Origin of the sequence: unidentified bacterial endosymbiont, assembly GCF_918797525.1 — a bacterium.
In the GTDB taxonomy this organism is placed as follows: domain Bacteria; phylum Pseudomonadota; class Gammaproteobacteria; order Enterobacterales; family Enterobacteriaceae; genus Enterobacter.
In genome coordinates this window covers 4,006,480-4,032,948 of record NZ_OU963893.1, presented here as the reverse complement: position 1 = coordinate 4,032,948, position 26,469 = coordinate 4,006,480, and the positions used below count along the sequence as shown (strand labels likewise).

The 26,469-nt window shown below is 53.6% G+C and carries 19 protein-coding genes and 2 pseudogenes; 12 read left to right on the top strand and 9 right to left on the bottom strand.

Translation table 11 applies throughout. The annotated features are described in order from the left end of the window. Window positions 1-93 precede the first annotated feature (93 nt). Window positions 94-1,503 (bottom strand): glycoside-pentoside-hexuronide (GPH):cation symporter, encoded by a 1,410-nt coding sequence (locus NL510_RS19350; protein ID WP_253379387.1) that lies wholly within the window; start codon window positions 1,501-1,503, stop codon window positions 94-96. A 163-nt stretch (window positions 1,504-1,666) separates the two neighbouring features. Then, window positions 1,667-3,037, bottom strand: a complete 1,371-nt coding sequence (aroP, locus tag NL510_RS19345; protein WP_253379385.1) for an aromatic amino acid transporter AroP — start codon at window positions 3,035-3,037, stop codon at window positions 1,667-1,669. A gap of 535 nt (window positions 3,038-3,572) precedes the next feature. On the opposite strand from aroP, the gene pdhR reads away from it, so the two are divergent. The 4 genes from pdhR (at window position 3,573) to lpdA (ending at window position 10,612) form a co-directional block, all read left to right on the top strand. Further along, window positions 3,573-4,337, top strand: coding sequence for a pyruvate dehydrogenase complex transcriptional repressor PdhR (gene pdhR, locus NL510_RS19340; protein ID WP_253379383.1), 765 nt, complete (start codon window positions 3,573-3,575; stop codon window positions 4,335-4,337). Window positions 4,338-4,456: 119 nt separating this feature from the next. Continuing rightward, window positions 4,457-7,120 (top strand): pyruvate dehydrogenase (acetyl-transferring), homodimeric type, encoded by a 2,664-nt coding sequence (gene aceE, locus NL510_RS19335; protein ID WP_253379381.1) that lies wholly within the window; start codon window positions 4,457-4,459, stop codon window positions 7,118-7,120. Between the two features lie 14 nt (window positions 7,121-7,134). After that, on the top strand, window positions 7,135-9,012 hold the full coding sequence (aceF, locus tag NL510_RS19330; protein ID WP_253379379.1) for a pyruvate dehydrogenase complex dihydrolipoyllysine-residue acetyltransferase: 1,878 nt from the start codon (window positions 7,135-7,137) through the stop codon (window positions 9,010-9,012). A gap of 175 nt (window positions 9,013-9,187) precedes the next feature. Then, on the top strand, window positions 9,188-10,612 hold the full coding sequence (gene lpdA, locus NL510_RS19325) for a dihydrolipoyl dehydrogenase (protein ID WP_253385018.1): 1,425 nt from the start codon (window positions 9,188-9,190) through the stop codon (window positions 10,610-10,612). A 51-nt stretch (window positions 10,613-10,663) separates the two neighbouring features. On the opposite strand, the gene NL510_RS19320 is transcribed toward lpdA, so the two are convergent. Further along, window positions 10,664-11,455 (bottom strand): DUF2950 family protein, encoded by a 792-nt coding sequence (locus NL510_RS19320; protein WP_253379377.1) that lies wholly within the window; start codon window positions 11,453-11,455, stop codon window positions 10,664-10,666. Between the two features lie 10 nt (window positions 11,456-11,465). Beyond that, the gene (locus tag NL510_RS19315) at window positions 11,466-13,037 is read right to left on the bottom strand and encodes a DUF3300 domain-containing protein (protein ID WP_253379375.1); all 1,572 of its coding nucleotides are present in this window, start codon (window positions 13,035-13,037) and stop codon (window positions 11,466-11,468) included. 388 nt (window positions 13,038-13,425) lie between these two features. Here NL510_RS19315 and acnB point away from each other — a divergent pair, with 388 nt between their 5' ends. Next, window positions 13,426-16,023, top strand: a complete 2,598-nt coding sequence (gene acnB / locus NL510_RS19310; protein ID WP_253379373.1) for a bifunctional aconitate hydratase 2/2-methylisocitrate dehydratase — start codon at window positions 13,426-13,428, stop codon at window positions 16,021-16,023. Between the two features lie 179 nt (window positions 16,024-16,202). Further along, entirely contained in the window at window positions 16,203-16,565 is a 363-nt protein-coding gene (yacL, locus tag NL510_RS19305) for a protein YacL (RefSeq protein WP_253379371.1), read from the top strand. Between the two features lie 31 nt (window positions 16,566-16,596). Here the strand turns inward: yacL and speD are convergent, their stop codons facing one another. The 3 genes and pseudogenes from speD to NL510_RS19290 form a co-directional block, all read right to left on the bottom strand. After that, window positions 16,597-17,391, bottom strand: a complete 795-nt coding sequence (gene speD, locus NL510_RS19300) for an adenosylmethionine decarboxylase (RefSeq protein WP_253379369.1) — start codon at window positions 17,389-17,391, stop codon at window positions 16,597-16,599. Continuing rightward, on the bottom strand, window positions 17,392-18,261 hold the full coding sequence (gene speE, locus NL510_RS19295; RefSeq protein ID WP_253379367.1) for a polyamine aminopropyltransferase: 870 nt from the start codon (window positions 18,259-18,261) through the stop codon (window positions 17,392-17,394). A gap of 100 nt (window positions 18,262-18,361) precedes the next feature. Further along, window positions 18,362-18,710: pseudogene (locus NL510_RS19290) on the bottom strand (YacC family pilotin-like protein). A 145-nt stretch (window positions 18,711-18,855) separates the two neighbouring features. Between NL510_RS19290 and cueO the strand changes: the two are divergent. Then, a complete protein-coding gene (gene cueO, locus NL510_RS19285) occupies window positions 18,856-20,415 on the top strand; it encodes a multicopper oxidase CueO (protein ID WP_253385016.1) in 1,560 nt (519 codons plus the stop codon). 85 nt (window positions 20,416-20,500) lie between these two features. Here cueO and NL510_RS19280 read toward each other — a convergent pair whose 3' ends face one another. Beyond that, complete coding sequence (locus NL510_RS19280) at window positions 20,501-22,891, bottom strand: glucose/quinate/shikimate family membrane-bound PQQ-dependent dehydrogenase (protein WP_253379365.1); 2,391 nt, start codon at window positions 22,889-22,891, stop codon at window positions 20,501-20,503. 180 nt (window positions 22,892-23,071) lie between these two features. Continuing rightward, window positions 23,072-23,416, bottom strand: a pseudogene (locus NL510_RS19275) (helix-turn-helix domain-containing protein); the annotation flags it as partial. 244 nt (window positions 23,417-23,660) lie between these two features. Here NL510_RS19275 and NL510_RS19270 point away from each other — a divergent pair. From NL510_RS19270 to hpt, 5 genes are all read left to right on the top strand, one after another. Continuing rightward, window positions 23,661-23,849 carry a hypothetical protein gene (locus NL510_RS19270; RefSeq protein ID WP_253379364.1) on the top strand — a complete coding sequence of 63 codons (189 nt, stop codon included), beginning with the start codon at window positions 23,661-23,663 and terminating at the stop codon, window positions 23,847-23,849. Between the two features lie 183 nt (window positions 23,850-24,032). Further along, window positions 24,033-24,224, top strand: a complete 192-nt coding sequence (locus tag NL510_RS19265) for a hypothetical protein (protein WP_253379363.1) — start codon at window positions 24,033-24,035, stop codon at window positions 24,222-24,224. A 281-nt stretch (window positions 24,225-24,505) separates the two neighbouring features. Further along, window positions 24,506-25,350 (top strand): IS5 family transposase gene (locus tag NL510_RS19260; protein ID WP_253376809.1). Its coding sequence is split into 2 segments (ribosomal slippage): window positions 24,506-24,851 and window positions 24,851-25,350, totalling 846 coding nucleotides; the frame shifts between segments, so codons are not numbered across the junction. Between the two features lie 63 nt (window positions 25,351-25,413). Next, entirely contained in the window at window positions 25,414-25,686 is a 273-nt protein-coding gene (locus NL510_RS19255; protein ID WP_253379361.1) for a helix-turn-helix domain-containing protein, read from the top strand. 198 nt (window positions 25,687-25,884) lie between these two features. Then, on the top strand, window positions 25,885-26,421 hold the full coding sequence (gene hpt, locus NL510_RS19250) for a hypoxanthine phosphoribosyltransferase (RefSeq protein WP_253379359.1): 537 nt from the start codon (window positions 25,885-25,887) through the stop codon (window positions 26,419-26,421). Window positions 26,422-26,469 lie beyond the last annotated feature (48 nt).

Sequence of the window (26,469 nt, the reverse complement as noted above, 5' to 3'; positions counted from 1 at the left end):
TAAGTTCCTGATATACCCGTCATACTTCAAGTTGCATGTGCGTTGGCTGCACGCGTTCATCCCAGTCACGTACCTATGTACGCTCCCGGGGATTCACTCCTTTGCCGCCTTCCTGCAACTCGAATTATTTAGGGTATAGTCATTCAGCTCGCGGTAGTTGTTGCGGCGCTTGTCGAGATCGGACTGGATCTGTTTCATGGTTTCACGGTCTACCTTCAGCAGACGCACGACGCCCGCCGTAATCAGGTAACCCACGCCCGGGATAACGGTGAAGAGCAGCACAATCCCGTTAATCGCATCCGCGCTTTGCGCTTTGGCTCCCGCATCGTAACCATACCAGGAGAGCAGGAAACCGACCATCGCACCGGCAATCGCCAGCCCCAGTTTGAGGAAGAAGATGTTGCCGGAAAAGCTGATTCCGGTGATGCGCTTACCGGTTTTCCACTCGCCGTAGTCATCCACGTCGGCCATCAGCGACCAGTGCAGGGGGGACGGGATTTGGTGCAGGATGTTCAGCAGGAAATAGAGCACCATAATGGTGATGGTGGCTTTTGGGTCGAAGAAGTAAAACGCGCAGGAGAAAATCGCCAGCGCGATGTTGGTCCAGAAAAACACTTTCAGCTTACACCAGCGGTCGGTTAACACTTTCGCCAGCATACTGCCGAACATCATGCCGACCACGCCAAGGCTAATAAACAGGGTGGCGAAGTGGGTGGTCTGGCCCATCACCCAGGTGACGTAATACATGGTGGCGGCCATGCGAATAAACCCCGGACAGACGTTACACAGCGTCAGGAGCAGAATGCGTACCCATTGGTCGTTTTTCCACACGTCTTTGAGGTCGTTTTTCAGCTCATCATTAGTCTGTACCGCCGGACGCACGCGCTCGCGTACGGTTGAGAAACTAAACAGGAACATACAGGTACCAATCAGCGCCAGGACGGTCATCGCCATCTGGTAGCCTTTGGCCTTGTTGTCTCCTCCGAACCAGTCGGCCATCGGCAGCAGCGTCAGAGACAGCAGCAGCGTGGCGATACCGACCATCACAAAGCGATACGACTGACAGGCGACGCGCTCTTTAGGGTCGTTGGTGATCACGCCTCCCAGCGAGCAGTAAGGAATGTTGATCGCGGTATAGGTCAAAGAGAGCAGGAAGTAGGTGACGAAGGCATAGATAACTTTGCTGTTATAGCTCCAGTCCGGGGTGGTGAACATCAGGATGCTGAACAGGGCATAAGGGAAGGCGATCCACAGCAGCCATGGACGAAAACGGCCATATTTACTGCGGGTACGGTCCGCGATAGCGCCCATGATCGGGTCCGTTACGGCGTCAATCACCCGGACTGACAGCAGCAATACGCCAACCAGCGCCGGTGCGAGACCAAAAATATCCGTATAAAAATAGTTAACAAACAGCATGATAGCGCCGAAGATGATGTTACATCCCGCGTCGCCCATCCCATAGCCGATCTTTTCTTTTACTGAAAGTTTGTTGTTATCCATTGACTGCTCTCCGGGTTACGGTATGGAGAGAATTATTCTCTGGCTTATCAATTTATGCGTTGCAGTATAAGGTCAGTGATATGGATAAAATTGCTGTAGAAGAGAATTTGTGAGGAAGGTAACAACACTCTGTACCCGTGAAAACGGGTACAGAGTAGAAGAGTTAGTGCGCTTTCACTCTTTTGGCATTTTTCTGCTTAACCATATAACCCACGCCGAGGATCGCAATCCAGACCGGGATCAGGTACACAGAAATCGCCATGCCGGGGGTAATCAGCATAATTACCAGCACAGCGGCCATGAACAGCAGGCAGATCCAGTTACCCAGCGGATAGAGCAGAGCAGGGAAGCGAGTGGTCACACCTTGCTGCTGCTTGGCGCGACGAAACTTCATGTGCGCCAGGCTGATCATTGCCCAATTGATGACCAGAGCAGACACCACCAGCGCCATCAGCAGACCGAAAGCGGACTCCGGGGCCAGGTAGTTAATCAGTACGCAGAGCGCCGTTACGACGGCAGAGACGAAAATAGAATTTACCGGTACGCCACGTTTATCGACATTAAGCAGCGCTTTTGGCGCGTTACCCTGCTGAGCCAGGCCAAACAGCATCCGGCTGTTGCAGTAGACGCAACTATTGTAAACCGACAGTGCCGCGGTCAGGACCACGATGTTCAGCGCGTTGGCCACGAAGGTATCGCCCAGCTCGTGGAAGATCAGCACAAACGGGCTGGTGTCAGCGGTCACGCGCGTCCACGGCAGCAATGAGAGCAGAACGGCCAGCGAGCCCACGTAGAAAATCAGGATACGGTAGATAACCTGGTTAGTGGCTTTTGGGATACTTTGCTCCGGGTTATCCGCTTCGGCTGCGGTGATCCCTACCAGCTCCAGACCGCCGAAGGAGAACATAATGATTGCCATCATCATCACCAGCCCGGTCATGCCGTGTGGCAAGAATCCCCCCTGTTCCCAGAGGTTGCGAACGGTCGCCTGCGGGCCACCGTTGCCGCTAAACAGCAGCCAGCCGCCAAAGATGATCATCGCCACAACGGCGACCACTTTAACAATCGCGAACCAGAACTCCATTTCGCCGAACACCTTTACGTTGGTCAGGTTGATGGCGTTAATCAGGACAAAGAACACGGCAGCGGAGACCCAGGTTGGGATTTCCGGATCCCAGAACTGAATGTACTTCCCAACGGCGGTAAGCTCGGCCATGGCAACCAGAACGTAAAGTACCCAATAGTTCCAGCCAGATGCAAAGCCGGCAAAGCTGCCCCAGTATTTATAGGCAAAATGGCTAAATGAGCCTGCAACAGGCTCTTCAACCACCATTTCACCTAACTGACGCATGATCAAAAAGGCAATAAAGCCTGCAATCGCGTAACCCAAAATAATGCCTGGCCCGGCTGACTGGATAACGGACGCGCTTCCCAGAAACAGGCCGGTACCAATAGCACCGCCCAGCGCGATAAGCTGAATATGGCGGTTCTTAAGCCCGCGCTTTAGCCGATCGTCGTGCTGTTGAGCTTCCATTTGAAACCTCGTGTGTGGTTGTTATGTTCACGCTGCGCGTGTGTAATTATGAATATCCGTTTTCTGTATTTATTTCTTTACGGTTAAAAATACCGAAAATAGCCCAGATGCCTTCCGTAAGCGAAAGAATAGTGGTAAGTGAGCGCGAATGCACCTGCTTTATGAAGGGCTGATGACGAGTTGAATAAAAATAGAGCATTTGTACGTTATCGCCCGGCACCAGGTCTTCCCGTCCGGTCAACAGTGTTGCGCAAAAAGTGGGCAAGTTTTCATAATCTGTACGCGTGAATCGCTTCAGGTTACAAAACCCTCTTTTCATTATGGTTAAATCTGCCTCCTTAAAGAGTAATCAGCTCATTTGTGCAAAGTTACATGTCTGAAACGTTACATCTGTAAGGTTGTTAAAATGTGCCGGGTTTACTGATTTGAATCAAAACCAATATGGACAGAAGGTGAATACTTTGTTACTTTAGCGATACGAACAAGAAATTGGTAAGACCAATTGACTCCGGGCAAAAGGCGTAAGACAGGGAATATGGCCTACAGCAAAATTCGCCAACCAAAATTATCTGATGTGATTGAGCAGCAGCTGGAGTTTTTAATCCTTGAAGGGACACTGCGCCCGGGTGAGAAACTTCCGCCAGAACGCGAGCTGGCAAAACAGTTCGACGTTTCACGTCCCTCTCTGCGTGAGGCGATTCAACGCCTTGAAGCAAAGGGCTTGCTGCTTCGTCGACAGGGCGGCGGAACCTTTGTGCAAAACAGCCTGTGGCAGAGCTTCAGCGACCCGCTGGTAGAACTTCTCTCTGACCACCCAGAATCCCAGTTTGATCTGCTTGAGACCCGCCACGCGCTTGAAGGTATTGCGGCCTATTACGCCGCCCTTCGCAGCAATGATGAAGATCGCGTGCGTATCTGCGAACTGCATCAGGCCATTGAACGGGCACAACAGTCCGGCGATTTAGACGCCGAGTCCAGCGCCGTCGTCCAGTATCAAATTGCCGTTACCGAAGCGGCGCACAATGTGGTGCTCCTCCATCTGCTACGCTGCATGGAACCGATGCTGGCCCAGAACGTTCGTCAGAATTTTGAATTGTTGTATTCCCGGCGGGACATGCTCCCACTGGTAAGCAACCATCGCACCCGAATATTCGAGGCGATAATGGCCGGGGAACCGGAGCAGGCGCGCGAAGCGTCGCACCGCCATCTGGCTTTCATTGAGGAAATCTTGCTGGACCGCAGTCGTGAACAATCGCGTCGCGAACGTTCATTACGCCGCATACAGCAACGAAAGGATTAAGCGCCAGGAAATTTTAGCGCGCGGCAACTAAACGTAGAACCTGTCTTATTGTGTTTTCCGGCGAAAATACAATGGGACAGGTTCCAGACAAATCAACGTATTAGATAAGGAATACCCCCATGTCAGAACGTCTCCAAAATGACGTGGATCCGATCGAAACTCGCGACTGGCTACAGGCGATCGAATCGGTCATCCGTGAAGAAGGTGTTGAGCGCGCTCAGTATCTGATTGATCAGCTCCTTTCAGAAGCCCGCAAAGGCGGCGTAAAGGTTGCTGCAGGTGCAGGGGCTAACAACTACGTAAACACGATTGCCGTCGAAGACGAACCGGAATACCCGGGCAATCTGGATCTGGAACGTCGTATCCGTTCTGCCATCCGCTGGAACGCCATCATGACCGTTCTGCGCGCATCTAAAAAAGACCTGGAACTGGGTGGCCACATGGCGTCCTTCCAGTCTTCTGCAACCGTTTACGAAGTGTGCTTCAACCACTTCTTCCGTGCAGCGAACGAGAAAGACGGCGGCGATCTGGTGTACTTCCAGGGCCACATCTCTCCGGGCATCTATGCACGTGCATTCCTGGAAGGTCGTCTGACTGAAGAGCAGATGAACAACTTCCGTCAGGAAGTACACGGTAAAGGGTTGTCTTCTTATCCGCACCCTAAACTGATGCCAGAATTCTGGCAGTTCCCGACCGTTTCAATGGGCCTGGGGCCAATTGGTGCAATCTACCAGGCTAAATTCCTGAAATATCTGGAACACCGTGGCCTGAAAGATACCTCTGAGCAGACTGTTTACGCCTTCCTGGGCGATGGTGAGATGGATGAGCCAGAATCGAAAGGTGCGATCACTATCGCCACCCGTGAGAAGCTGGACAACCTGTGCTTCATCATCAACTGTAACCTGCAGCGTCTGGATGGTCCGGTAACCGGTAACGGCAAGATCATTAACGAACTGGAAGGCATTTTCGCAGGTGCTGGCTGGAACGTGATTAAAGTCATGTGGGGCGGTCGTTGGGATGAACTGCTGCTTAAAGACACCAGCGGTAAACTGATCCAACTGATGAACGAAACCGTTGACGGCGACTATCAGACCTTCAAATCCAAAGACGGTGCCTACGTTCGCGAGCACTTCTTCGGCAAATATCCTGAAACTGCGGCCCTGGTTGCAGACTGGACTGACGAGCAGATCTGGGCCCTGAACCGTGGTGGTCATGATCCGAAGAAAGTCTTCGCTGCACTGAAAAAAGCACAGGAAACCAAAGGTAAAGCGACTGTTATCCTGGCCCACACCATCAAAGGTTATGGCATGGGCGATACCGCAGAAGGTAAAAACATCGCGCACCAGGTGAAGAAAATGAACATGGACGGCGTGCGTTATATCCGCGACCGTTTCAACGTTCCTGTGACCGATGAGCAGGTAGAAAACCTGTCTTACATCACCTTCCCGGAAGGGTCTGAAGAGCACAAGTACCTGCACGAACGTCGTCAGGCGCTGAAAGGCTACCTGCCAGCTCGCCAGCCTAACTTCACCGAGAAGCTGGAACTGCCTGCGCTGGAAGACTTCTCTCAGCTGCTGGAAGAGCAGAACAAAGAGATCTCTACCACCATCGCTTTCGTTCGCGCCCTGAACGTGATGCTGAAGAACAAGTCTATTAAAGACCGCCTCGTGCCGATCATCGCCGATGAAGCGCGTACCTTTGGTATGGAAGGTTTGTTCCGTCAGATTGGTATCTACAGCCCGAACGGCCAGCAGTACACCCCGCAGGACCGCGAGCAGGTTGCATACTACAAAGAAGACGAGAAAGGTCAGATCCTGCAGGAAGGGATTAACGAGCTGGGCGCGGGCGCATCCTGGCTGGCTGCTGCGACCTCTTACAGCACCAACAACCTGCCGATGATCCCGTTCTACATTTACTACTCCATGTTCGGGTTCCAGCGTATCGGTGACCTGTGCTGGCAGGCAGGCGACCAGCAGGCTCGTGGCTTCCTGATTGGTGGTACTTCCGGTCGTACGACCCTGAACGGTGAAGGTTTGCAGCACGAAGATGGTCACAGCCATATTCAGTCTCTGACTATCCCTAACTGTATCTCTTACGACCCGTCTTACGCGTACGAAGTGGCTGTCATTATGCACGACGGTCTGACCCGTATGTACGGTGAAGCGCAAGAGAACATTTACTACTACATCACCACTCTGAACGAAAACTACCACATGCCGGCAATGCCAGCAGGTGCAGAGGAAGGTATCCGTAAAGGTATCTATAAACTCGACACCCTCGAAGGTAACAAAGGTAAAGTCCAACTGCTGGGCTCCGGTTCTATCCTGCGTCACGTACGTGAAGCAGCAGAGATTCTGGCAAAAGACTACGGCGTAGGTTCTGACGTTTATAGCGTCACCTCCTTCACCGAACTGGCGCGCGACGGCCAGGATTGTGAGCGCTGGAACATGCTGCACCCAATGGAAACCCCGCGCGTGCCGTACATCGCTCAGGTGATGAACGATGCTCCAGCGGTGGCGTCTACTGACTATATGAAACTGTTCGCTGAGCAGGTTCGTACTTACGTTCCAGCGGATGATTATCGCGTACTGGGTACTGACGGCTTCGGTCGTTCTGACAGCCGCGAAAACCTGCGTCACCACTTCGAAGTCGATGCTTCTTACGTGGTTGTTGCAGCCCTGGGCGAACTGGCTAAACGTGGCGAAATCGATAAGAAAGTGGTTGCGGAAGCAATTACCAAATTCAACATCGATGCAGATAAAGTTAACCCGCGTCTGGCGTAAGAGGTAAAAGAATAATGGCTATCGAAATCAATGTACCGGACATCGGGGCTGATGAAGTTGAAATCACCGAGATCCTGGTCAAAGTGGGCGACAGCGTTGAGGCTGAACAGTCGCTGATCACCGTAGAAGGCGACAAAGCCTCTATGGAAGTCCCGTCTCCTCAGGCTGGCATCGTTAAAGAGATCAAAGTCTCTGTTGGCGATAAAACCGAGACCGGTGCACTTATCATGATATTCGATTCCGCCGACGGTGCAGTTGCTGCACCTGCGCAGGAAGAGAAGAAAGACGCCGCTCCGGCCGCCACTGCTCCAGCAGCTGCCGCGGCAGCGAAAGACGTCAACGTGCCGGACATCGGCGGTGACGAAGTTGAAGTCACGGAAATCCTGGTGAAAGTGGGCGATACCATCGCCGCTGAACAGTCGCTGATTACCGTAGAAGGCGATAAAGCCTCTATGGAAGTGCCGGCGCCGTTTGCAGGCACCGTCAAAGAGATCAAAATCAATACCGGCGACAAAGTGTCCACCGGGTCGCTTATCATGGTCTTCGACGTGGCGGGCGCTGCGCCTGCACAGGCTGCTGCCCCGGCTCCGGCCGCTGCACCTGCTGCCGCTGGCGGCACGAAAGACGTTAACGTACCGGACATCGGCGGTGACGAAGTTGAAGTCACCGAAGTGATGGTGAAAGTGGGCGATAAAGTTGCCGCTGAACAGTCACTGATCACTGTTGAAGGCGACAAGGCTTCCATGGAAGTGCCTGCGCCATTCGCGGGCACCGTCAAAGAGATCAAAATCAGCACCGGCGACAAAGTGTCCACCGGCTCCCTGATTATGGTCTTCGACGTGGAAGGCGCAGCGCCTGCCGCCGCACCGGCTGCTGCACCGGCTCCTGCCGCCGCACCGGCAGAGAAGGCTAAACCTGCCGCAGCGCCTGCAGCGAAGGCGGAAGGCAAGTCTGAGTTTGCGGAAAACGACGCTTACGTGCATGCGACTCCGCTGATCCGTCGCCTGGCGCGCGAATTTGGCGTCAACCTGGCGAAAGTAAAAGGTTCCGGTCGTAAAGGCCGTATCCTGCGCGAAGACGTTCAGACCTACGTGAAAGAGGCGGTGAAACGCGCTGAAGCTGCGCCTGCTGCTACCGGCGGCGGTATCCCGGGCATGCTGCCATGGCCGAAAGTGGACTTCAGCAAGTTTGGTGAAGTGGAAGAAGTGGAGCTGGGCCGTATCCAGAAAATCTCGGGTGCTAACCTGAGCCGTAACTGGGTGATGATCCCGCACGTTACCCACTTCGACAAAACCGATATCACCGATCTGGAAGCGTTCCGTAAACAGCAGAACGCCGAAGCTGAGAAGCGTAAGCTGGACGTGAAATTCACCCCGGTTGTCTTCATCATGAAAGCGGTTGCTGCGGCGCTTGAGCAGATGCCGCGCTTTAACAGCTCGCTGTCTGAAGACGCACAGCGTCTGACGCTGAAGAAATACATCAATATCGGTGTGGCGGTTGATACCCCAAATGGTCTGGTTGTTCCGGTCTTTAAAGATGTGAACAAGAAGAGCATTACCGAGCTGTCCCGTGAACTGACCGTGATTTCTAAGAAAGCGCGTGATGGTAAGCTGACTGCCGGCGAAATGCAGGGCGGCTGCTTCACTATCTCCAGCATCGGTGGCCTGGGTACTACCCACTTTGCACCGATTGTTAACGCGCCGGAAGTGGCTATCCTCGGCGTGTCTAAGTCCGCGATGGAACCGGTGTGGAATGGTAAAGAGTTCGTGCCGCGTCTGATGATGCCCATCTCTCTGTCCTTCGACCATCGCGTGATCGACGGGGCTGATGGTGCGCGTTTCATCACCATCATCAACAACATGCTGAGCGACATTCGCCGCCTGGTGATGTAACTGAAAAGCCGGCCAATCGGCCGGCTTTTTTCTGTTAATCTCATGTAGGCTGTGAGGTTATTAGCGAAAGCGACACTTCGTGAGCCGTTTGTTGTTTCAAACTTGTTAACAATTTTGTAAACTGCGGGCGGATTGAACGACCCGGTGGACGACGGGTATAAATTAAGAGGTCATGATGAGCACAGAAATCAAAACTCAGGTCGTAGTACTTGGGGCAGGCCCGGCAGGTTACTCCGCAGCGTTCCGCGCAGCGGATTTAGGTCTGGAAACCGTCATCGTAGAGCGTTACAGCACCCTCGGCGGTGTGTGTCTGAACGTCGGCTGTATCCCTTCTAAAGCGCTGCTGCACGTTGCGAAAGTTATCGAAGAAGCCAAAGCGCTGGCGGACCACGGTATCGTCTTCGGCGAGCCAAAAACCGACATCGACAAAATCCGTACCTGGAAAGAGAAGGTTATCACTCAACTGACCGGCGGTCTGGCCGGCATGGCGAAAGGCCGTAAAGTGAAAGTGGTAAATGGTCTGGGTAAATTCACCGGTGCGAACACCCTGGAAGTGGAAGGCGAAAACGGCAAAACCGTGATCAACTTCGACAACGCGATCATCGCTGCGGGTTCTCGTCCAATCGAACTGCCGTTTATTCCCCATGAAGATCCGCGCGTATGGGACTCCACCGACGCGCTGGAGCTGAAAACCGTTCCAAAACGCCTGCTGGTTATGGGCGGCGGTATCATCGGTCTGGAAATGGGTACCGTATACCATGCGCTGGGTTCAGAGATTGACGTGGTTGAAATGTTCGACCAGGTTATCCCGGCTGCCGATAAAGACATCGTGAAAGTCTTCACCAAACGCATCAGTAAGAAATTCAACCTGATGCTGGAAACCAAAGTGACTGCCGTTGAAGCGAAAGAAGACGGTATTTACGTTTCCATGGAAGGCAAAAAAGCCCCTGCTGAAGCACAGCGTTACGACGCGGTGCTGGTGGCCATCGGCCGTGTGCCGAACGGTAAAAATCTCGACGCGGGGGCCGCTGGCGTGGAAGTGGACGACCGTGGCTTCATCCGCGTTGACAAGCAGCTGCGTACCAACGTGCCGCACATCTTTGCTATCGGCGATATCGTCGGTCAGCCAATGCTGGCGCACAAAGGGGTTCATGAAGGTCACGTTGCCGCTGAAGTTATCGCCGGCATGAAGCATTACTTCGATCCGAAAGTTATCCCGTCTATCGCCTACACCGAGCCAGAAGTTGCCTGGGTAGGGTTGACCGAGAAAGAAGCGAAAGAGAAAGGCATCAGCTACGAAACGGCCACCTTCCCGTGGGCGGCTTCCGGGCGAGCTATTGCGTCTGATTGCGCCGATGGCGTAACCAAACTGATCTTCGACAAAGAGACTCACCGCGTTATCGGTGGGGCAATTGTCGGCACCAACGGCGGCGAGCTGCTGGGTGAAATCGGTCTGGCTATCGAAATGGGCTGTGACGCGGAAGACATCGCGCTGACCATCCACGCCCACCCGACGCTGCATGAGTCTGTGGGCCTGGCGGCAGAAGTGTTCGAAGGTAGCATCACCGACCTGCCAAACGCCAAAGCGAAGAAGAAATAAGTCTCTTCCTGCTTGCTAAACGCCTCTGCGGAGGCGTTTTTTTTGCCTGTATTACGGCGCGACAGGCTGCCAGGTTTTATCCGTAATGTATGCGGTAAGCGCCCGGGCTTTGTGCTCTGAATCATTGCCGAGATCCGCCTGGTTTACGCTGTCGTCCTGGTTAATCACAAAGCTCATCACACCTGTCTTACCGTAGCTGACCGGCCAGGCAACCATCGCAAAGCCATTGTTGTCCGGCATAATACGGAAATGATACCCGTGATAGCCGGTACCCGGCTCACCCGGGCTGAACGCCGGACCAAGCGGGCTTGGCGCATCGCCGGGTTCTGTCGGCCAGTACAGGCCATCCTTTTTCCTTTCAGAACTGACAATCTTCCGGGCGTACTGATGGTTCATCGCAAAGTAGCTCTGTTGGGCATCGACGTAGGCATGTAACGCCTCAATGGCGGCGAGCTCGTTGCGCCCAATCTCCCGGGTCTGGATCTCCCCGGCGGCTTCCTGAATGTCAAAGCGCCAGCCGGAGGCGGTTTTAACCACCGGAAGAGGCAACTGCCATTGATTCTCCCCGACAACAAGGTGCGCCGTATCGCCGTTGATAATGGTCTGGTGACGAACTTTCCAGTCGCGCAGGAAGCGGTCGACGGCACCAGGATCGACCCCTTCAGGCGGCAGGACATCGCGCCAGCGATCGCCAAGCAGGTTGTTCAGGGTAGGTTCATTCTGCTCGCTGATGGCGCTGACCAGCGTCCGGGTTGCCTGCTCGGGAGTCGCGAAATATTGCTGTGCCATTGCGGTGGCCGAAACGATGAATAACACCATGCCACTGAGGATTTTACTTTTCATGTCGGCTCCCTTAACGATGACGGAATTCATGATGCTCAGCGCGTCCGGCAGGTGCTTGCCGTAGCGGATGATTGCGGGCTGCTATCTGGCGGCTCTGTGCGCCACGCTGCTGCTGTGCCTGCCAGCTGGCGGAGCGACTGTCATTTCCGCTCAGGGCATTGGCGCGTGGCTGGCTGGTTCGCTGCGCTATAGTGCCCAGTTGCGGGCTACGCTGCTCCTGTCTTTGCGTTATTGCCTGACGGTGCTCATGCTGCTGCGTATGGGGCCGTGTCACGGTTTGCGGTTTGGTATCGTAACCCCGGTAGTTATTGCGCTGGGTAATCTGCTTTAACTGTTGGCTGGAGGCCTGGCGCTGCGCGTCTTTGGTTCCCGGTCGCGCTGCTTGCGGGAATATTTTGCCCGTCGTTTTCTCCATTTGACTCATGGCAGCCTGGCGTTGACCGTCACGGTTGAGCGATTGTTGCGACGCTGAACTCAGCCCCGTTGCCGCGTTAGTGGCATAGAAACGGTTAGTCAACGAGTGAGTGGGATAGGCTACTCCTTGACGATACGCCGGATTGTGCTGCCAGCTGCGGTTGATATCCGTGAGATGTTGTCCGCTGATTTTATTGAAGTTATTAACATTTATATTAATGTTGTTATCACCGTTGCGGTTATAACCGTCGTGGTGATCGCCGTCATCATGGTGGTGGTGGTCGCCATCATCATCATGATGATGGTGATGGTCGTCGTCGTCCCAGTCGATACTGCTGAATATCGCGTAGGTTGTTGCAACACCGAGGCTGAAACCTAAGCCGTTAACGACGCTTTTACCAAACTGTTCTCCCGGGGTGGGGGGGAGATACGTGGGCGGATAGGCGGTGTTTGGCCAGGTCCCGTAAACTGTATTCGGGTTATAGGTGGGAACATAAATCACCTGCGGGTCGGCGGATTCAATCCTGATAACCGTTGGGCTGGGTGTTGTTTTCGTGCGGGGAGTTGGCTCACTGGCGACGTTTTTGGCAGGCGCGGGTTTCGTCCCGGTGATGACCGTTTGCTGCGGCGTCGACTGCAGTGTCCCGGTTTGCTGAGCCAGCAGGCGCAGGCGTTGCACGGAGTCCATTACCGCTTTTGGCTGCGCCAGAAACGCATCGCCCAGGTTTTGTACCCACGGCGGATTTTCCCCTAGCAGTGACATCAACTGAGGAAAGGCGACCAGTGATTTCACGCTGGGATCCCAGGGCTGGCTGGCAACTGCCTGAATGGCGGCATCACCCTGCATTTTGGGGTTATCTTTCGACCACTGGGCAGCCTGAATCACGTTGGACGGGTAGGTCGATGCCATCAAGATTTGCGACAGTAAAGCATCCGGATACAGCGCGATGGGGGCCACCCACTGATCGATTTGTACAGCGCTGTAGGTAGGTGTAATAACCGGTTCCGGCTGTGCTGCGGGTGTCGGAGGCGTGGATACGGGTTGCGTGACGGGGACGCCGGTAGCCGGATCCGCGACGCGGCTTTTGACGAACATCACGCCAGAGGCGGCAAACAGCCCGACACTGCAAAAAAGAACAAGCAGATGTGGCTTAAGGGGCAACTTCATAAAATGACTCCAACGAGACGAGTGCAGTGCCGTGAGGCGCCGCTGTTGCCGCGAGTATTATTCACCCGTGTTTTACAGTTTTGACTTTTCTTGGGAAACCATCCGGTACATCCGGATAAAGAGTGTGTGCATTTATTACACAATGCTATCTGCTGGTCGAAAAGCCGTGGGGAATTCAGAAGGCCGCTGTTGCCGATGCGGTATATACCATCCTTAACGATTCAGCAAATCTTTTAATGTTGCTTTTTTGTAAACGGATTAACACTGTGCAGAAATCCTGCTATGCTGCCCGACGCGGTATCGGGCTTTACCCTACTAAACTGCTGTCTCACAGGAGCGTGAAGAGAACGCCCGCCGCAATATGATAATGAGAGCGAGGAGAACCGTCGTGCTAGAAGAATACCGTAAGCACGTAGCAGAACGTGCCGCCGAGGGAATTGTACCCAAACCGTTAGATGCATCCCAAATGGCCGCGCTCGTCGAGCTGCTGAAGAACCCGCCTGAGGGCGAAGAAGCATTCCTGTTAGATCTGTTGATCAACCGCGTACCGCCTGGCGTAGATGAAGCTGCCTACGTAAAAGCCGGGTTCCTTGCCGCGGTTGCCAAAGGCGAAGCAACCTCCCCACTGGTTACTCCTGAAAAAGCGATTGAACTGCTCGGCACCATGCAGGGTGGTTACAACATTCATCCGCTGATTGACGCGCTGGATAACGAAACGCTGGCACCGATTGCCGCAAAAGCGCTCTCTTCAACGCTGCTGATGTTTGATAACTTCTACGATGTGGAAGAAAAAGCCAAAGCCGGCAACGCTTACGCGAAGCAGGTGATGCAATCCTGGGCTGATGCAGAATGGTTCCTCAACCGTCCTGCGCTGGCTGAAAAAATTACCGTTACCGTTTTTAAAGTGACGGGTGAAACCAACACGGATGACCTTTCTCCTGCTCCGGATGCCTGGTCTCGCCCGGATATCCCTCTGCACGCCCTGGCGATGCTGAAAAACGCCCGTGAGGGGATCGATCCGGATCAGCCGGGCGTGGTTGGCCCGATCAAGCAAATTAAAGCGCTGCAGGAAAAAGGCTTCCCGCTGGCCTACGTCGGTGACGTTGTCGGGACCGGTTCTTCGCGCAAATCCGCCACTAACTCCGTGCTGTGGTTTATGGGGGATGACATCCCTCATGTACCAAACAAACGCGGAGGTGGTCTGTGCCTCGGCGGCAAAATTGCGCCGATCTTCTTTAATACCATGGAAGATGCCGGTGCGCTGCCAATTGAAGTGGATGTGAACAACCTGAATATGGGCGACGTGATTGATGTTTATCCGTTCAAAGGCGAAGTGCGTAACCATGAAACCAACGACCTGCTGGCAAGCTTCGAGCTGAAAACCGACGTCCTGGTTGACGAAGTGCGTGCGGGCGGCCGTATTCCGCTGATCATCGGACGTGGCCTGACCACCAAAGCGCGTGACGCGCTGGGTCTGCCGCACTCAGACGTTTTCCGTCAGGCGAAAGACGTGGCTGAAAGCGACCGGGGTTACTCTCTGGCGCAGAAAATGGTTGGCCGCGCGTGCGGCGTAGCCGGTGTTCGCCCTGGTGCTTACTGCGAGCCGAAAATGACCTCCGTGGGCTCTCAGGATACCACTGGCCCTATGACCCGTGATGAACTGAAAGATCTGGCGTGCCTGGGCTTCTCTTCTGACCTGGTAATGCAGTCCTTCTGCCACACGGCGGCGTATCCGAAGCCGGTCGACGTGACCACGCACCACACGCTGCCAGACTTCATCATGAACCGTGGCGGTGTTTCCCTGCGTCCGGGTGACGGTGTTATCCACTCCTGGCTTAACCGCATGTTACTGCCAGATACCGTTGGTACCGGTGGTGACTCTCACACCCGCTTCCCGATTGGTATCTCCTTCCCGGCGGGCTCGGGTCTGGTGGCGTTTGCCGCTGCGACTGGCGTAATGCCGCTGGATATGCCGGAATCAGTGTTGGTACGCTTTAAAGGTAAGATGCAGCCGGGGATCACTCTGCGCGACCTGGTTCACGCTATCCCGCTGTATGCCATCAAACAGGGCCTGCTGACCGTAGAGAAGAAAGGTAAGAAAAACATCTTCTCAGGCCGCATCCTGGAGATTGAAGGACTGCCGGATCTGAAAGTGGAGCAGGCGTTCGAGCTGACCGATGCCTCCGCAGAGCGATCTGCCGCAGGTTGTACCATCAAGCTGAACAAGGCGCCGATCGAAGAGTATCTGACCTCTAACATCGTGCTGCTGAAGTGGATGATCGCTGAAGGCTACGGCGATCGTCGGACGCTGGAGCGTCGTATTCAGGGCATGGAAAAATGGCTAGCGGATCCACAGCTGCTGGAAGCCGATGCTGACGCAGAATATGCGGCAGTGATCGACATCGATCTGGCGGATATTAAAGAGCCGATCCTGTGTGCGCCAAACGATCCAGACGACGCACGTCCGCTGTCTGCCGTACAGGGTGAAAAAATCGATGAAGTGTTCATTGGTTCCTGTATGACCAACATCGGCCACTTCCGCGCTGCCGGTAAACTGCTGGATACCCATAAAGGCCAACTGCCAACCCGACTGTGGGTGGCTCCGCCAACCCGTATGGACGCGGCACAGCTTACTGAAGAAGGGTACTACAGCATATTTGGTAAGAGCGGTGCGCGTATTGAAATCCCTGGCTGTTCCCTGTGTATGGGCAACCAGGCGCGAGTAGCAGACGGCGCGACGGTGGTTTCCACCTCAACCCGTAACTTCCCGAACCGTTTGGGTACCGGCGCCAACGTCTTCCTGGCCTCTGCGGAGCTGGCGGCGGTTGCGGCGCTGATTGGCAAATTGCCAACGCCGGATGAGTACCAGACCTTTGTGGCTCAGGTTGATAAGACAGCGCTAGATACCTATCGCTATCTCAACTTTGACCAGCTCTCTCAGTATACCGAGAAGGCTGACGGGGTTATCTTCCAGACCGCGGTATAAGCAGAAAAACCACGGTTTTTAGTGTTTGCACCCTCTCCCGTGGGAGAGGGACGGGGTGAGGGCTCGGACCGCAGGGTCTTGCTCTCACCTTTTTTATTTTCACTCCTCCCGCCTTTCACGCTTTTTTTCTTCCACTCTGCTGCGATAATTACCCTAATGGCTTCACAGAGGAAAACACGATGGATTACGAATTTCTGCGCGACATCACCGGTGTGGTGAAAGTGCGTATGTCGATGGGCCACGAAGCGGTAGGACATTGGTTCAACGAAGAAGTGAAAGAGAATCTGGCGCTGCTTGACGAAGTAGAGCAGGCGGCAAGCACGGTGAAAGGCAGTGAACGCTCCTGGCAGCGCGCCGGGCATGAATACACGCTGTGGATGGATGGTGAAGAGGTGATGGTCCGCGCCAACCAGCTAGAATTCTCGGGCGATGAGATGGAAGAGGGGATGAGCTATTACGACGAAGAGAGCCTGTCGCTGTGCGGCGTGGAAGACTTTCTTCAGGTGGTGGGTGCGTACCGCGAGTTCATGAAGCAGACGTAACCTGCAGGAGCCTCCCTGCTCCCTGTGCGTCTTACACGGTCGGAATATTGCGGCCGTAGTAAATTTCGCGCATCTCTTTCCAGAGCAGGTCAGTAATGGTTTTACGTTCTTCTTCGCTTAACTCTTCGGGCCGGGTATGGAACATGTAGTGCTTAAGGTCGAACTCCTTAAGCAACATTTTGGTATGGAAGATGTTTTCCTGATACACATTCACATCCACCATGTCGTACAGGGCTTTCATGTCGTCGGACATAAAATTCTGAATAGAGTTAATCTCGTGATCGATGAAGTGCTTCATGCCGTTGATATCACGCGTGAAACCCCGCACGCGATAATCAACGGTGACAATGTCCGATTCCAGCTGATGGATTAAATAGTTCAGCGCATTCAGGGGCGAGATGACACCGCAGGTCGAGACTTCAATATCGGCGCGGAAGGTACATAACCCCCCTTCGGGATGGCTTTCGGGGTAGGTGTGTACGCAGATGTGGCTTTTATCGAGATGAGCCACCACCCCTTCTGGCAACGGACCCGGGCGTTCGGTTTTGTCGATAAGCTGTGGGTCGACGGGCTCTTCGCTCACCAGAATCGTGACGCTCGCGCCCTGAGGCTCGTAGTCCTGACGGGCAATGTTCAGGATATTGGCACCGATAATCGAGCAGGTTTCAGACAGAATTTCCGTCAGACGGTTGGCATTATAGAGTTCATCGATATAGGCGATATAACCATCGCGCTCTTCCGCTGTTTTGGCGTAGCAGATATCGTAAATACAAAAACTCAGGCTTTTGGTCAGGTTGTTAAAGCCATGCAGTTTAAGCTTTTTCAATTAGCTCACCCCTTTTGAGGACAACGCGTCTTGCAGATACTGCGGCAAGGCAAACGCGGCGGTATGCACTGCCGGGTTGTAGTACCGACACGTGAGCGCACAATGATGGAAGCGGGCCTGAATGATTTCGGTTGAGAGATGGCGTAGCGCCTCATTATCCGTCGCCCATGCAAAGGTCATCACCCCGCCGTAGTAGGTCGGAATAGCGGCCTGATAGAAGCTGACGTCGCTAAAGTACGTGCTCAGCTTGCGGTGGCTGTCGAGGGCTTCATCCTGCTGCAGGAAGCAGACGCCGTTTTGTGCCACGAATATTCCACCTGGCTTCAGACAGCGCTTACAGCCTTCGTAGAACGATGAGGTAAACAGCGATGCGCCCGGGCCGATGGGGTCGGTACAGTCTGAAATAATGACATCAAACGTCCGGGGGGTCTGGTTAACGAAATTCACGCCATCGTCGATGACCAGATTAAAGCGTGGATCGTCATAGCTCCCGGCATTATGGTTAGGCAGATACTGGCGGCAGAAAGAGACCACGCCCGCATCGATTTCCACCATGGTGATGGTGTCGATAGTCTGATGGCGGGAGACTTCACGCAACATGGCGCCATCGCCGCCGCCTATAATCAGCACATCCTTCGCGTGGCCATGCGCCAGCAGCGGAACGTGCGTCATCATCTCGTGATAGATAAACTCATCGCGTTCGGTGGTCTGTACCACGCCATCCAGCGCCATCACGCGGCCAAAGGTCGCATTCTCGAAGATAATCAGATCCTGATGATCGGTCTTCTCATGATAAAGTACGTTATCAACGGCAAAGTATTGACCAAACTGGTCATGCAGCGTTTCGTGCCACACCATATTATCGGCCATGGTTCACACCTCCCTCGTTAACATCCATAAGATCAGCGGAACGGGCGCAACATAAAACCACTGTGAAGCGGTTTAAGCGTCAACAAGGGCGTCGGGAAGGTTACTTCACGTAGGCGAGCAGGCTGAGTGAATCGCGAGCCAGCGCTTTGCATTTTTTTTGCAGTGGGGATGCCAATTCCGCTTAAATCACGATAACTGTCTTCACCGAGCGCCTTCATGTCGAAGCTGTCGTAGTTGCTGAGATCCCATTGGTTCTGCTGGGCAAAAAAGACCAGTGCGCGACGAATTTGCCCGTTGGGTAAATTCTGGTAGCCACAATCGTTTTTCAGGAATACAAAAACTGCCGTCAGATCGGCCATATCTTCCGCTTCATTTTCACTTAGCGCATAGCTGTTAGCGGACATTGCCACCAGGCTGCCGAACAAAATTGTCCTGAAAAACGTCTTCATTGCTTTTACCACTGCATCACGGAAAATTAACGTTAGCATACTTGATGCCAGGCCGACGATCTTTATTATTATCGGCTTGCTTGACCTTCCGGTAAGGGGAGGGTTTATGCTCAAAATTTCGCCTGCAGGAAATAAGGGAATGAACATTCAACGTCGTGATTTTTTGAAATATTCTGTTGCGCTGGGCGTTGCCAGCGCGCTACCGCTGTGGCGTCGCGCGGCTTTTGCGGCCGACAGGCAAGCCTTACCCATCCCTGACTTACTCTCCGCGGATGCCCGTAACCGCATTCAGCTCGTCGTTCAGTCGGGGAGAACCTCCTTTGGTGCGCAGAAGGCTACAACGTGGGGCTATAACGGCAACCTGTTGGGACCGGCGCTGCAGTTACGCAGAGGGAAAGCCGTAACGGTCGATATCCATAATACGCTGGCGGAAGAGACTACGCTGCACTGGCACGGCCTGGAAGTGCCGGGCGAGGTGGACGGCGGCCCTCAGGGCGTGATCGCCCCGGGCGGCAAGCGTAGCGTGACTTTTACCCCTGACCAGCGTGCAGCGACCTGCTGGTTCCACCCGCATCAGCATGGCAAAACGGGTCATCAGGTGGCGATGGGGCTGGCGGGACTGGTGGTGATTGAGGATGATGAAAGTCGTCTGCTTCGCCTGCCAAAGCAGTGGGGCATCGACGATGTGCCGGTGATTGTGCAGGATAAGAAATTTACCGCCGACGGGCAGATTGACTACCAGCTGGATGTGATGAGCGCAGCGGTAGGCTGGTTTGGCGACACGCTGCTGGCCAACGGCGCTGTTTATCCACAACACGCAGCGCCGAAAGGCTGGCTGCGTTTACGTCTGCTCAACGGCTGTAACGCGCGTTCACTCAATTTCGCGACCAGCGATAATCGCCCACTGTATGTGGTAGCAAGCGACGGGGGTCTGTTGCCTGAGCCAGTGAAGGTAAGCGAATTGTCGATGCTGGTAGGCGAGCGCTTTGAGGTGCTGGTGGATATCAGTGACGGCAAAGCGTTTGACCTGGTGACCTTGCCCGTCAACCAGATGGGCATGGCCGTTGCGCCCTTTGATAAAGCGCATCCGGTGCTGCGCATCCAACCGCTGCAAATCACCGCCTCCGGTATGCTGCCGGATATCTTAACCGCGCTGCCCGCTCACCCAGCGCTTGAGGGGTTAACCCAGCGTAAATTGCAGCTTTCGATGGATCCGATGCTCGACATGATGGGTATGCAGGCGCTGATAAACAAATATGGCAATCAGGCGATGGCCGGTATGCATCACGGACAGATGATGGGCCACATGAATATGGACCATGGCAAAATGGGCGACAGGGATCACGGCGGCCATGAGTTTGACTTCCACAATGCCAACCGTATCAACGGCAAAGCCTTTGACATGAACACCCCGATGTTTGCCGCCGCTAAAGGGCAGTTTGAGCGCTGGATGATTTCAGGCGTTGGCGACATGATGTTGCATCCCTTCCATATTCACGGCACGCAGTTCCGCATTCTCTCTGAAAACGGTAACGCGCCTGAGGCGCATCGCGCGGGCTGGAAGGATACGGTGAGAGTGGAAGGCGGTGTCAGTGAAGTGCTGGTGAAATTCGATCACCATGCGCCGAAGGCGTTTGCCTATATGGCACACTGCCATCTGCTGGAGCATGAAGATACCGGGATGATGCTCGGTTTTACCGTATAAAAAAAGCCGGGTTGCGGCTTCGCCTTACCCGGCCTGTATTTCGCATCCCCAGGCCCGGTAAGCGTAGCGCCACCGGGCTTATCAGTTACTTGCCTTCGTCCGGCAACGCATACGCGACGATGTAGTCGCCCATCTTCGTACCAAACGAACCGTGACCACCAGCAGAGATGACAACGTACTGTTTGCCATTCACTTCATAGGTCATCGGCGTTGCCTGTCCACCTGCTGGCAGACGACCTTGCCACAGTTTCTCACCGTTGGTCATGTTGTACGCGCGCAGGTAGTTATCTGCGGTTGCCCCGATGAACAGCACGTTACCGGCAGTAGAGATTGGGCCACCCAGCATAGGCATACCCATTTTGAACGGCACGGGAATCGGCATCGGGAACGGCATGCTGTCCTGTGGCGTACCAATCCGTTTTTTCCAGACGATCTGGTTAGTTTTCAGATCCACTCCCGAGATATATCCCCAGGCCGGCTGTTTACACGGCAGACCAAACGGAGACAGGAACGGGTTCAGGGTCACGCCAAACGGTACGCCATACTGCGGCTGAATACCGGCTTCGGTACCACTGCCTTTTGCGTCTTTCGGCTGTTCCATCGGGTTACCCGGACCGCGTGGGATCAGGCGGGAAACAAACGGCAGCGCCATTGGGTTCGCAATCCCCACCTGACGATGCGGGTCGACGGAGATGCCACCCCACTCGAACATCCCGAGGTTGCCGGGGAAGACCAGCGTGCCCTGTTCGGACGGCGGCGTGAAGATGCCTTCATAGCGCAGTTGATGGAACATTACGCGGCATACCAACTGGTCAAACATCGTGGCACCCCACATGTCAGCGCCAGTCAGATCTTTCTTCGGACGGAAGCTCAACTCGGAGAACGGCTGCGTTCTGGAGACGTAGTCGCCTTTGGCAGCGCCCTGCGGAACCGGTCTTTCCGGGGCAGGGACAACCAGCTTACCGTTGCTGCGATCCAGCACGAAGATGTTGCCGGTTTTTGCCGGCGCGTAGATAACCGGAACGGTTTTACCGTCAAGGGTGATATCAGCCAGCGTCGGCTGGGACGGCATATCCATATCCCACAGATCGTGGTGTACGGTCTGGTAGCTCCACGCCAGCTTGCCGGTGGTGGCATTCAGCGCCAGGATAGAACTTGCGTAACGTTCCTGTTCTGGCGTGCGGTTACCGCCCCAGATATCTGGCGTGGTCACACCCATTGGCAGATACACCAGGTCCAGCTTAGCGTCATAGGCCGCCGGTGCCCAGGAATTTGGCGAGTTAAAGGTAAAGGTGTGCTCGTCCGATGGGATCGCATTGGGATCTTTCGCGCCCGGGTCGAAGGCCCACAGCAGTTTACCGGTATTGACGTCAAAGCCACGGATAACGCCAGAGGTTTCTCGGGTAGAGAAGTTATCCGTCACTGAACCGGCAATCACGATGGTTTTATCGGTAATGATTGGCGGAGACGTTGGTTCATACAGACCCGGTGTAGTATCTGGCATGTTGGTCTGCAGGTTAAGCGTACCTTTATTGGCAAAGGTCTCGCACAGCTTGCCTGTTTCGGCATTGATGGCAAGCAGACGACCATCGTTCACCGGCAGAATAATACGGCGAGGGCAGTCGGCCATCACTTCCGGGCTTGCGGTTTGCGCACGCGCTTCGTGGTAAGAGACGCCGCGGCAGGTGACATGCTGGAAGGAGGGGTTAGAGTTCAACTGCGGATCGAAGTGCCACTTCTCTTTACCCGTGGCCGCGTCGAGCGCGAACAGACGCTGGTGCGCCGTACACAGATAAAGCATGTTGCCCACTTTAATGGGAGTGACTTCGTTGGTCAGTTCACCCGGGTCGTTCGGCAATTTCACATCGCCGGTACGGAAGACCCAGGCTTCTTTCAGATTTTTAACGTTATCTGAGTTGATCTGCTTGAGCGGAGAGTAACGTTGACCTTCCTGATTACGACCATAGGCAGGCCAGTCGCCATCCGCGACCTGTGAAATAGCCGCTGCAGGCGTGGAGTCGGTGTTCAGCGTACCGCTGATTTCCTGCGGATCGTTAAAACCGGCCCATGTCAGGATGCCGCCAGCGATCACCAGCGCCACCAGCAGACCGGCTACCGCGCCGTTGGCAGGGTAAATCAGGCGACGCCAAACAAACGGCAGGATTAGCCAGATACCGAAGAAGACCAGGATGTCGCTTCGCGGCGTCAGTGCCCAGAAGTCGAACCCGACCTCCCATACGCCCCAAATCATTGTTGCAATGAGCAAAGCAGCGTATAGCCACATGGCAGATCGTTTTCTACGCAACAGCAGGACGGTTACGCCAATCATAACCAGACCCGCAATTGGGTAGTACCAGGAGCCGCCAAGCGCGACAAGCCAGACGCCACCGATTAACAAATAGAGCGCGCAGAAGGCTGCGAACGCTGCTGTTAATGTCATCAGTAGACGTGGCTGTTTAGATTTTGTTTCAGCCATAGAAAGTGTACTCGTCAGTTTTGTTAATTATTTGCAAGCAACTAATTATAGGTATTAACAAGCGTGATCGGAATCACAATATTTGCTTTTTATACCCTAAATGATTCGAGTTACAGGGTGTCCAACGTGAGGCTCCTGCAATGTTTGCCGATGGCGAGGGCTCAATCTCTGCGCCTCTTGCTTCAGTGTTGGTGCGACTCTGCGCCAGACAATCTCCGCCTGTTTCAGGTATCGGTGTAACGTGGAACTATGCAGAAGCAAGATCTCCCTGCCCGGCCATCGTGCGGCACGTCCGGGTCTGAGGCTTTTGAGTCCTTCAGCGCCATGTAAAGTAAACCCGTTTATCCATCTGCCGACGGATGAGCGTGCAGCACAGAGCATTTTAGCGACCTCAGTGACGGTCATTCCCTGATGCAGCATCAGCATGTCAATGAGACGTCTGGCATAGTTTTTATCGCGGGTTTGCTGCGCTTCTTTACGCATCGATATTCGCTCTTCATCGGAGATTGCTGCTATGATCGGCATCGCTCAGTCCGGTTGGTGATTTGTTTTGATTTGGCGATTAATCAGATCGCACAATCCGGGCTGAGTTCCCTTCCAGTGATCTACTATTTTGCGAAGCTATTTAGAATATATTTGGGGGCAAGGAGAGAAAGACAAACAATTTCGCCTTTTATTGAATGGGAAGGAAATATTTAAAAATGACAGCAGCCAGATTGGATGAGATCAAGAAGGATGGTTCTATCCTGATAACGAAAAAACGGGGAGTATGGGTAAATTTGTTGTTTGTTATGATCTCAATGAACCGAGACACATAACCAAAAATCTTTATTTATATAAAGCTTATCGGGTTTTTGACTTTTCGGGTAAAGAAGTTGTTATTTCAAATGAATTTTACCCACGTGAGGTTTGGTATATTGATATTGACTGGTCATCATGGGGTAAAAAAATGCTGTGATTGCTTTAAAGATGGCTCACGTTTCAGGTATGAAAATGGTCATGTCACGATGATTGACAGTGGTGAAAGTAGCACATCCGAAAACAATCAATAATATTTTATTGATTAAGTGGTGTTATAGCTCAGTTTTTAGCACCTTTTTTATTTATCGGTTAAGATGCCAGCGCCTCAGAACAAAAAGCGATGACTTTTGTCGCCCCTGCTGCATGGCATGTCGACAATAAGCGGGTAAACATTTCGCCGAAAGCCGCGCTATTTTCTCAGGACAGCGATTATTCGGAAGAGAAAAATCAGGTTATCCCGGTAAGCCCTGACGAAGCTGCGTCAATCGTGCCGCCGCTCGATGATGTTTATCCACCAGCGGCGACCTATTAAGAACTACAGACCCGCATCCTTGATGCCGTAGATGCGCTGGGACTTGAGATTATAACGCTGGATATTGACGGTGATGAGGAACACATCGCCGGAATAGCGCTGCACGACCCGGAGCAACAGAGTGAAGCACCACGGGAACGAGAATTACGGCGGGTCCGAAAATGCGACAAGCCATCCAGGGCGAAGACATACCCGACGTGAATAATCTGTTCCGCAAACTAGGCTGTGTCCCTTAATCGTTTGAGCTATAGTAACTGTCTGTTTCCACAACATATTGAACTATGGCTCGCTACGACCTTCCTGATGAAGCATGGATTATCATCCAGCCTTTATTGCCTGCTGAACCCGTATCTCCACGGGCCGGACGCCCATGGGCTGAGCATCGTAAAATTATCAACGGTATGTTCTGGGTGTTGTGTTCCGGGGCTCCGTGGCGTGATTTACCTGAACGATATGGACCATGGAAAACGGTTTATAACCGCTTTAACCGGTGGTCAAAATCAGGTGTTATTAACATTATTTTCAACAGGTTGCTTTCGCTACTTGATGCCAGCAATCTTGTTGACTGGTCTGCTACGGCGCTGGATGGCAGCAATATCCGGGCGTTGAAATGTGCTGCCGGGGCTCAAAAAAACATCCCGATATCGCCGGAGATAATGGGCTGGGTCGCTCTCGCGGTGGTTTTGGCACCAAAATCCATCTGGCGACAGACGGAAACGGTCTTCCGTTAAACATAGTGCTGAGTCCCGGACAGGCTCACGAAAGCCAGTTCGCGCAACGTCTTCTCGACGGTATTGGTGTTCAGCGCCAGAACGGCAGCATGAAACGCCGTGGCCATGCGGTACTGGCCGACAAAGCGTACTCCGGGCATGCGTTACGCAACGAACTGAAAAGCAAAGGTATAAAAGCAGTCATTCCCCGAAAATCAAATGAGAAAATGGCATTGGATGGGCGTTCACAGCTCGATCGTAATGCGTACCGCAATCGCAACGTTGTTGAGCGATGTTTTGGTCGCCTGAAAGAATACCGTCGCATAGCGACGCGTTACGACAAAACGGCGAGAAATTATCTGGCGATGGTGAAGCTGGGCTGCATCCGGCTCTTTTATCAACGACTATATAATTAAGGGACACAGCCTAGATTCCTTTCCTGAACCAAAAGGGATGCACTGGCGCACCTTTCAGGGAAAATGCAGCCAGTTAACGCTGAAGGAAAACCTGTACCTGCGCGGTTTACTGGCAATGCTGGAGTGCCGCTACTGGGGGAGAAGATGAGCAGGCCGACCAGATACCGTGATAAATTTGCCGATATAGCACTGACGCTGTGCCGTATGGGGCTGACTGATGCGGAAATCGGCACTGTGTTGGGTGTGGATGAACGCACATTAAATCGCTGGAAAAAGCGCTTTCCGCAATTTTGTTCATCTTCATTAAGCGCATATGGTACCAAAATGTCCCCCTGACTTTTTTGAGCTGTTTAACTCTGGCAGATAGGGGTGCTGTGAGGTCGCTGCACTGGTATAATCTTTACGTTGTTCTCGTGCTGGTGGGTATGTACGAGGTTATACAAACTAAAGTGTATCAATCGGTGTATCAATAATTTTGTTCCACGTTCCGATTGGTTTGCGTTTTGTTTTTAAAAACAGTTGGTTATGATTTTTATGAAACATATTGTTGAAGTGATGATCCCGGAAGCCGGGATCAAAGCGCGTATCGCCGAACTGGGTCGTCAAATCACCGAACATTACAAGGACAGCGGCAGCGAAATGGTGCTGGTTGGTCTGTTACGTGGCTCTTTCATGTTCATGGCAGACCTGTGCCGTGAGGTGCAGGTGTCACATGAGGTCGATTTTATGACCGCCTCCAGCTACGGCAGCGGCATGTCCACAACCCGTGATGTGAAAATCCTGAAAGATCTTGATGAAGATATTCGTGGTAAAGATGTGTTGATCGTTGAGGACATCATCGACTCCGGCAACACGCTCTCTAAGGTGCGCGAGATCCTGAGCCTGCGTGAGCCGAAATCACTGGCGATTTGTACCTTGCTCGATAAACCCACCCGTCGCGAAGTGCAGGTGCCCGTGGAGTTTGTCGGTTTCTCGATCCCGGATGAATTCGTAGTGGGTTATGGTATTGACTACGCGCAGCGTTATCGCCATCTGCCGTATGTCGGGAAAGTGGTGTTGCTGGACGAGTAATGTTTGCGGGGGCGGGCTGATGCCCTCACCCCGGACCGTACACACCCA

Bases quoted from the DNA above. Each gene is read 5' to 3' on its own strand.
- NL510_RS19350 (WP_253379387.1), bottom strand. From the start codon at position 1,503: ATGGATAACAACAAACTTTCAGTAAAAGAAAAGATCGGCTATGGGATG.
- aroP (WP_253379385.1), bottom strand. From the start codon at position 3,037: ATGGAAGCTCAACAGCACGACGATCGGCTAAAGCGCGGGCTTAAGAAC.
- pdhR (WP_253379383.1), top strand. From the start codon at position 3,573: ATGGCCTACAGCAAAATTCGCCAACCAAAATTATCTGATGTGATTGAG.
- aceE (WP_253379381.1), top strand. From the start codon at position 4,457: ATGTCAGAACGTCTCCAAAATGACGTGGATCCGATCGAAACTCGCGAC.
- aceF (WP_253379379.1), top strand. From the start codon at position 7,135: ATGGCTATCGAAATCAATGTACCGGACATCGGGGCTGATGAAGTTGAA.
- lpdA (WP_253385018.1), top strand. From the start codon at position 9,188: ATGAGCACAGAAATCAAAACTCAGGTCGTAGTACTTGGGGCAGGCCCG.
- NL510_RS19320 (WP_253379377.1), bottom strand. From the start codon at position 11,455: ATGAAAAGTAAAATCCTCAGTGGCATGGTGTTATTCATCGTTTCGGCC.
- NL510_RS19315 (WP_253379375.1), bottom strand. From the start codon at position 13,037: ATGAAGTTGCCCCTTAAGCCACATCTGCTTGTTCTTTTTTGCAGTGTC.
- yacL (WP_253379371.1), top strand. From the start codon at position 16,203: ATGGATTACGAATTTCTGCGCGACATCACCGGTGTGGTGAAAGTGCGT.
- speE (WP_253379367.1), bottom strand. From the start codon at position 18,261: ATGGCCGATAATATGGTGTGGCACGAAACGCTGCATGACCAGTTTGGT.
- NL510_RS19280 (WP_253379365.1), bottom strand. From the start codon at position 22,891: ATGGCTGAAACAAAATCTAAACAGCCACGTCTACTGATGACATTAACA.
- NL510_RS19270 (WP_253379364.1), top strand. From the start codon at position 23,661: ATGGGTAAATTTGTTGTTTGTTATGATCTCAATGAACCGAGACACATA.
- NL510_RS19265 (WP_253379363.1), top strand. From the start codon at position 24,033: ATGACTTTTGTCGCCCCTGCTGCATGGCATGTCGACAATAAGCGGGTA.
- NL510_RS19255 (WP_253379361.1), top strand. From the start codon at position 25,414: ATGCAGCCAGTTAACGCTGAAGGAAAACCTGTACCTGCGCGGTTTACT.
- hpt (WP_253379359.1), top strand. From the start codon at position 25,885: ATGAAACATATTGTTGAAGTGATGATCCCGGAAGCCGGGATCAAAGCG.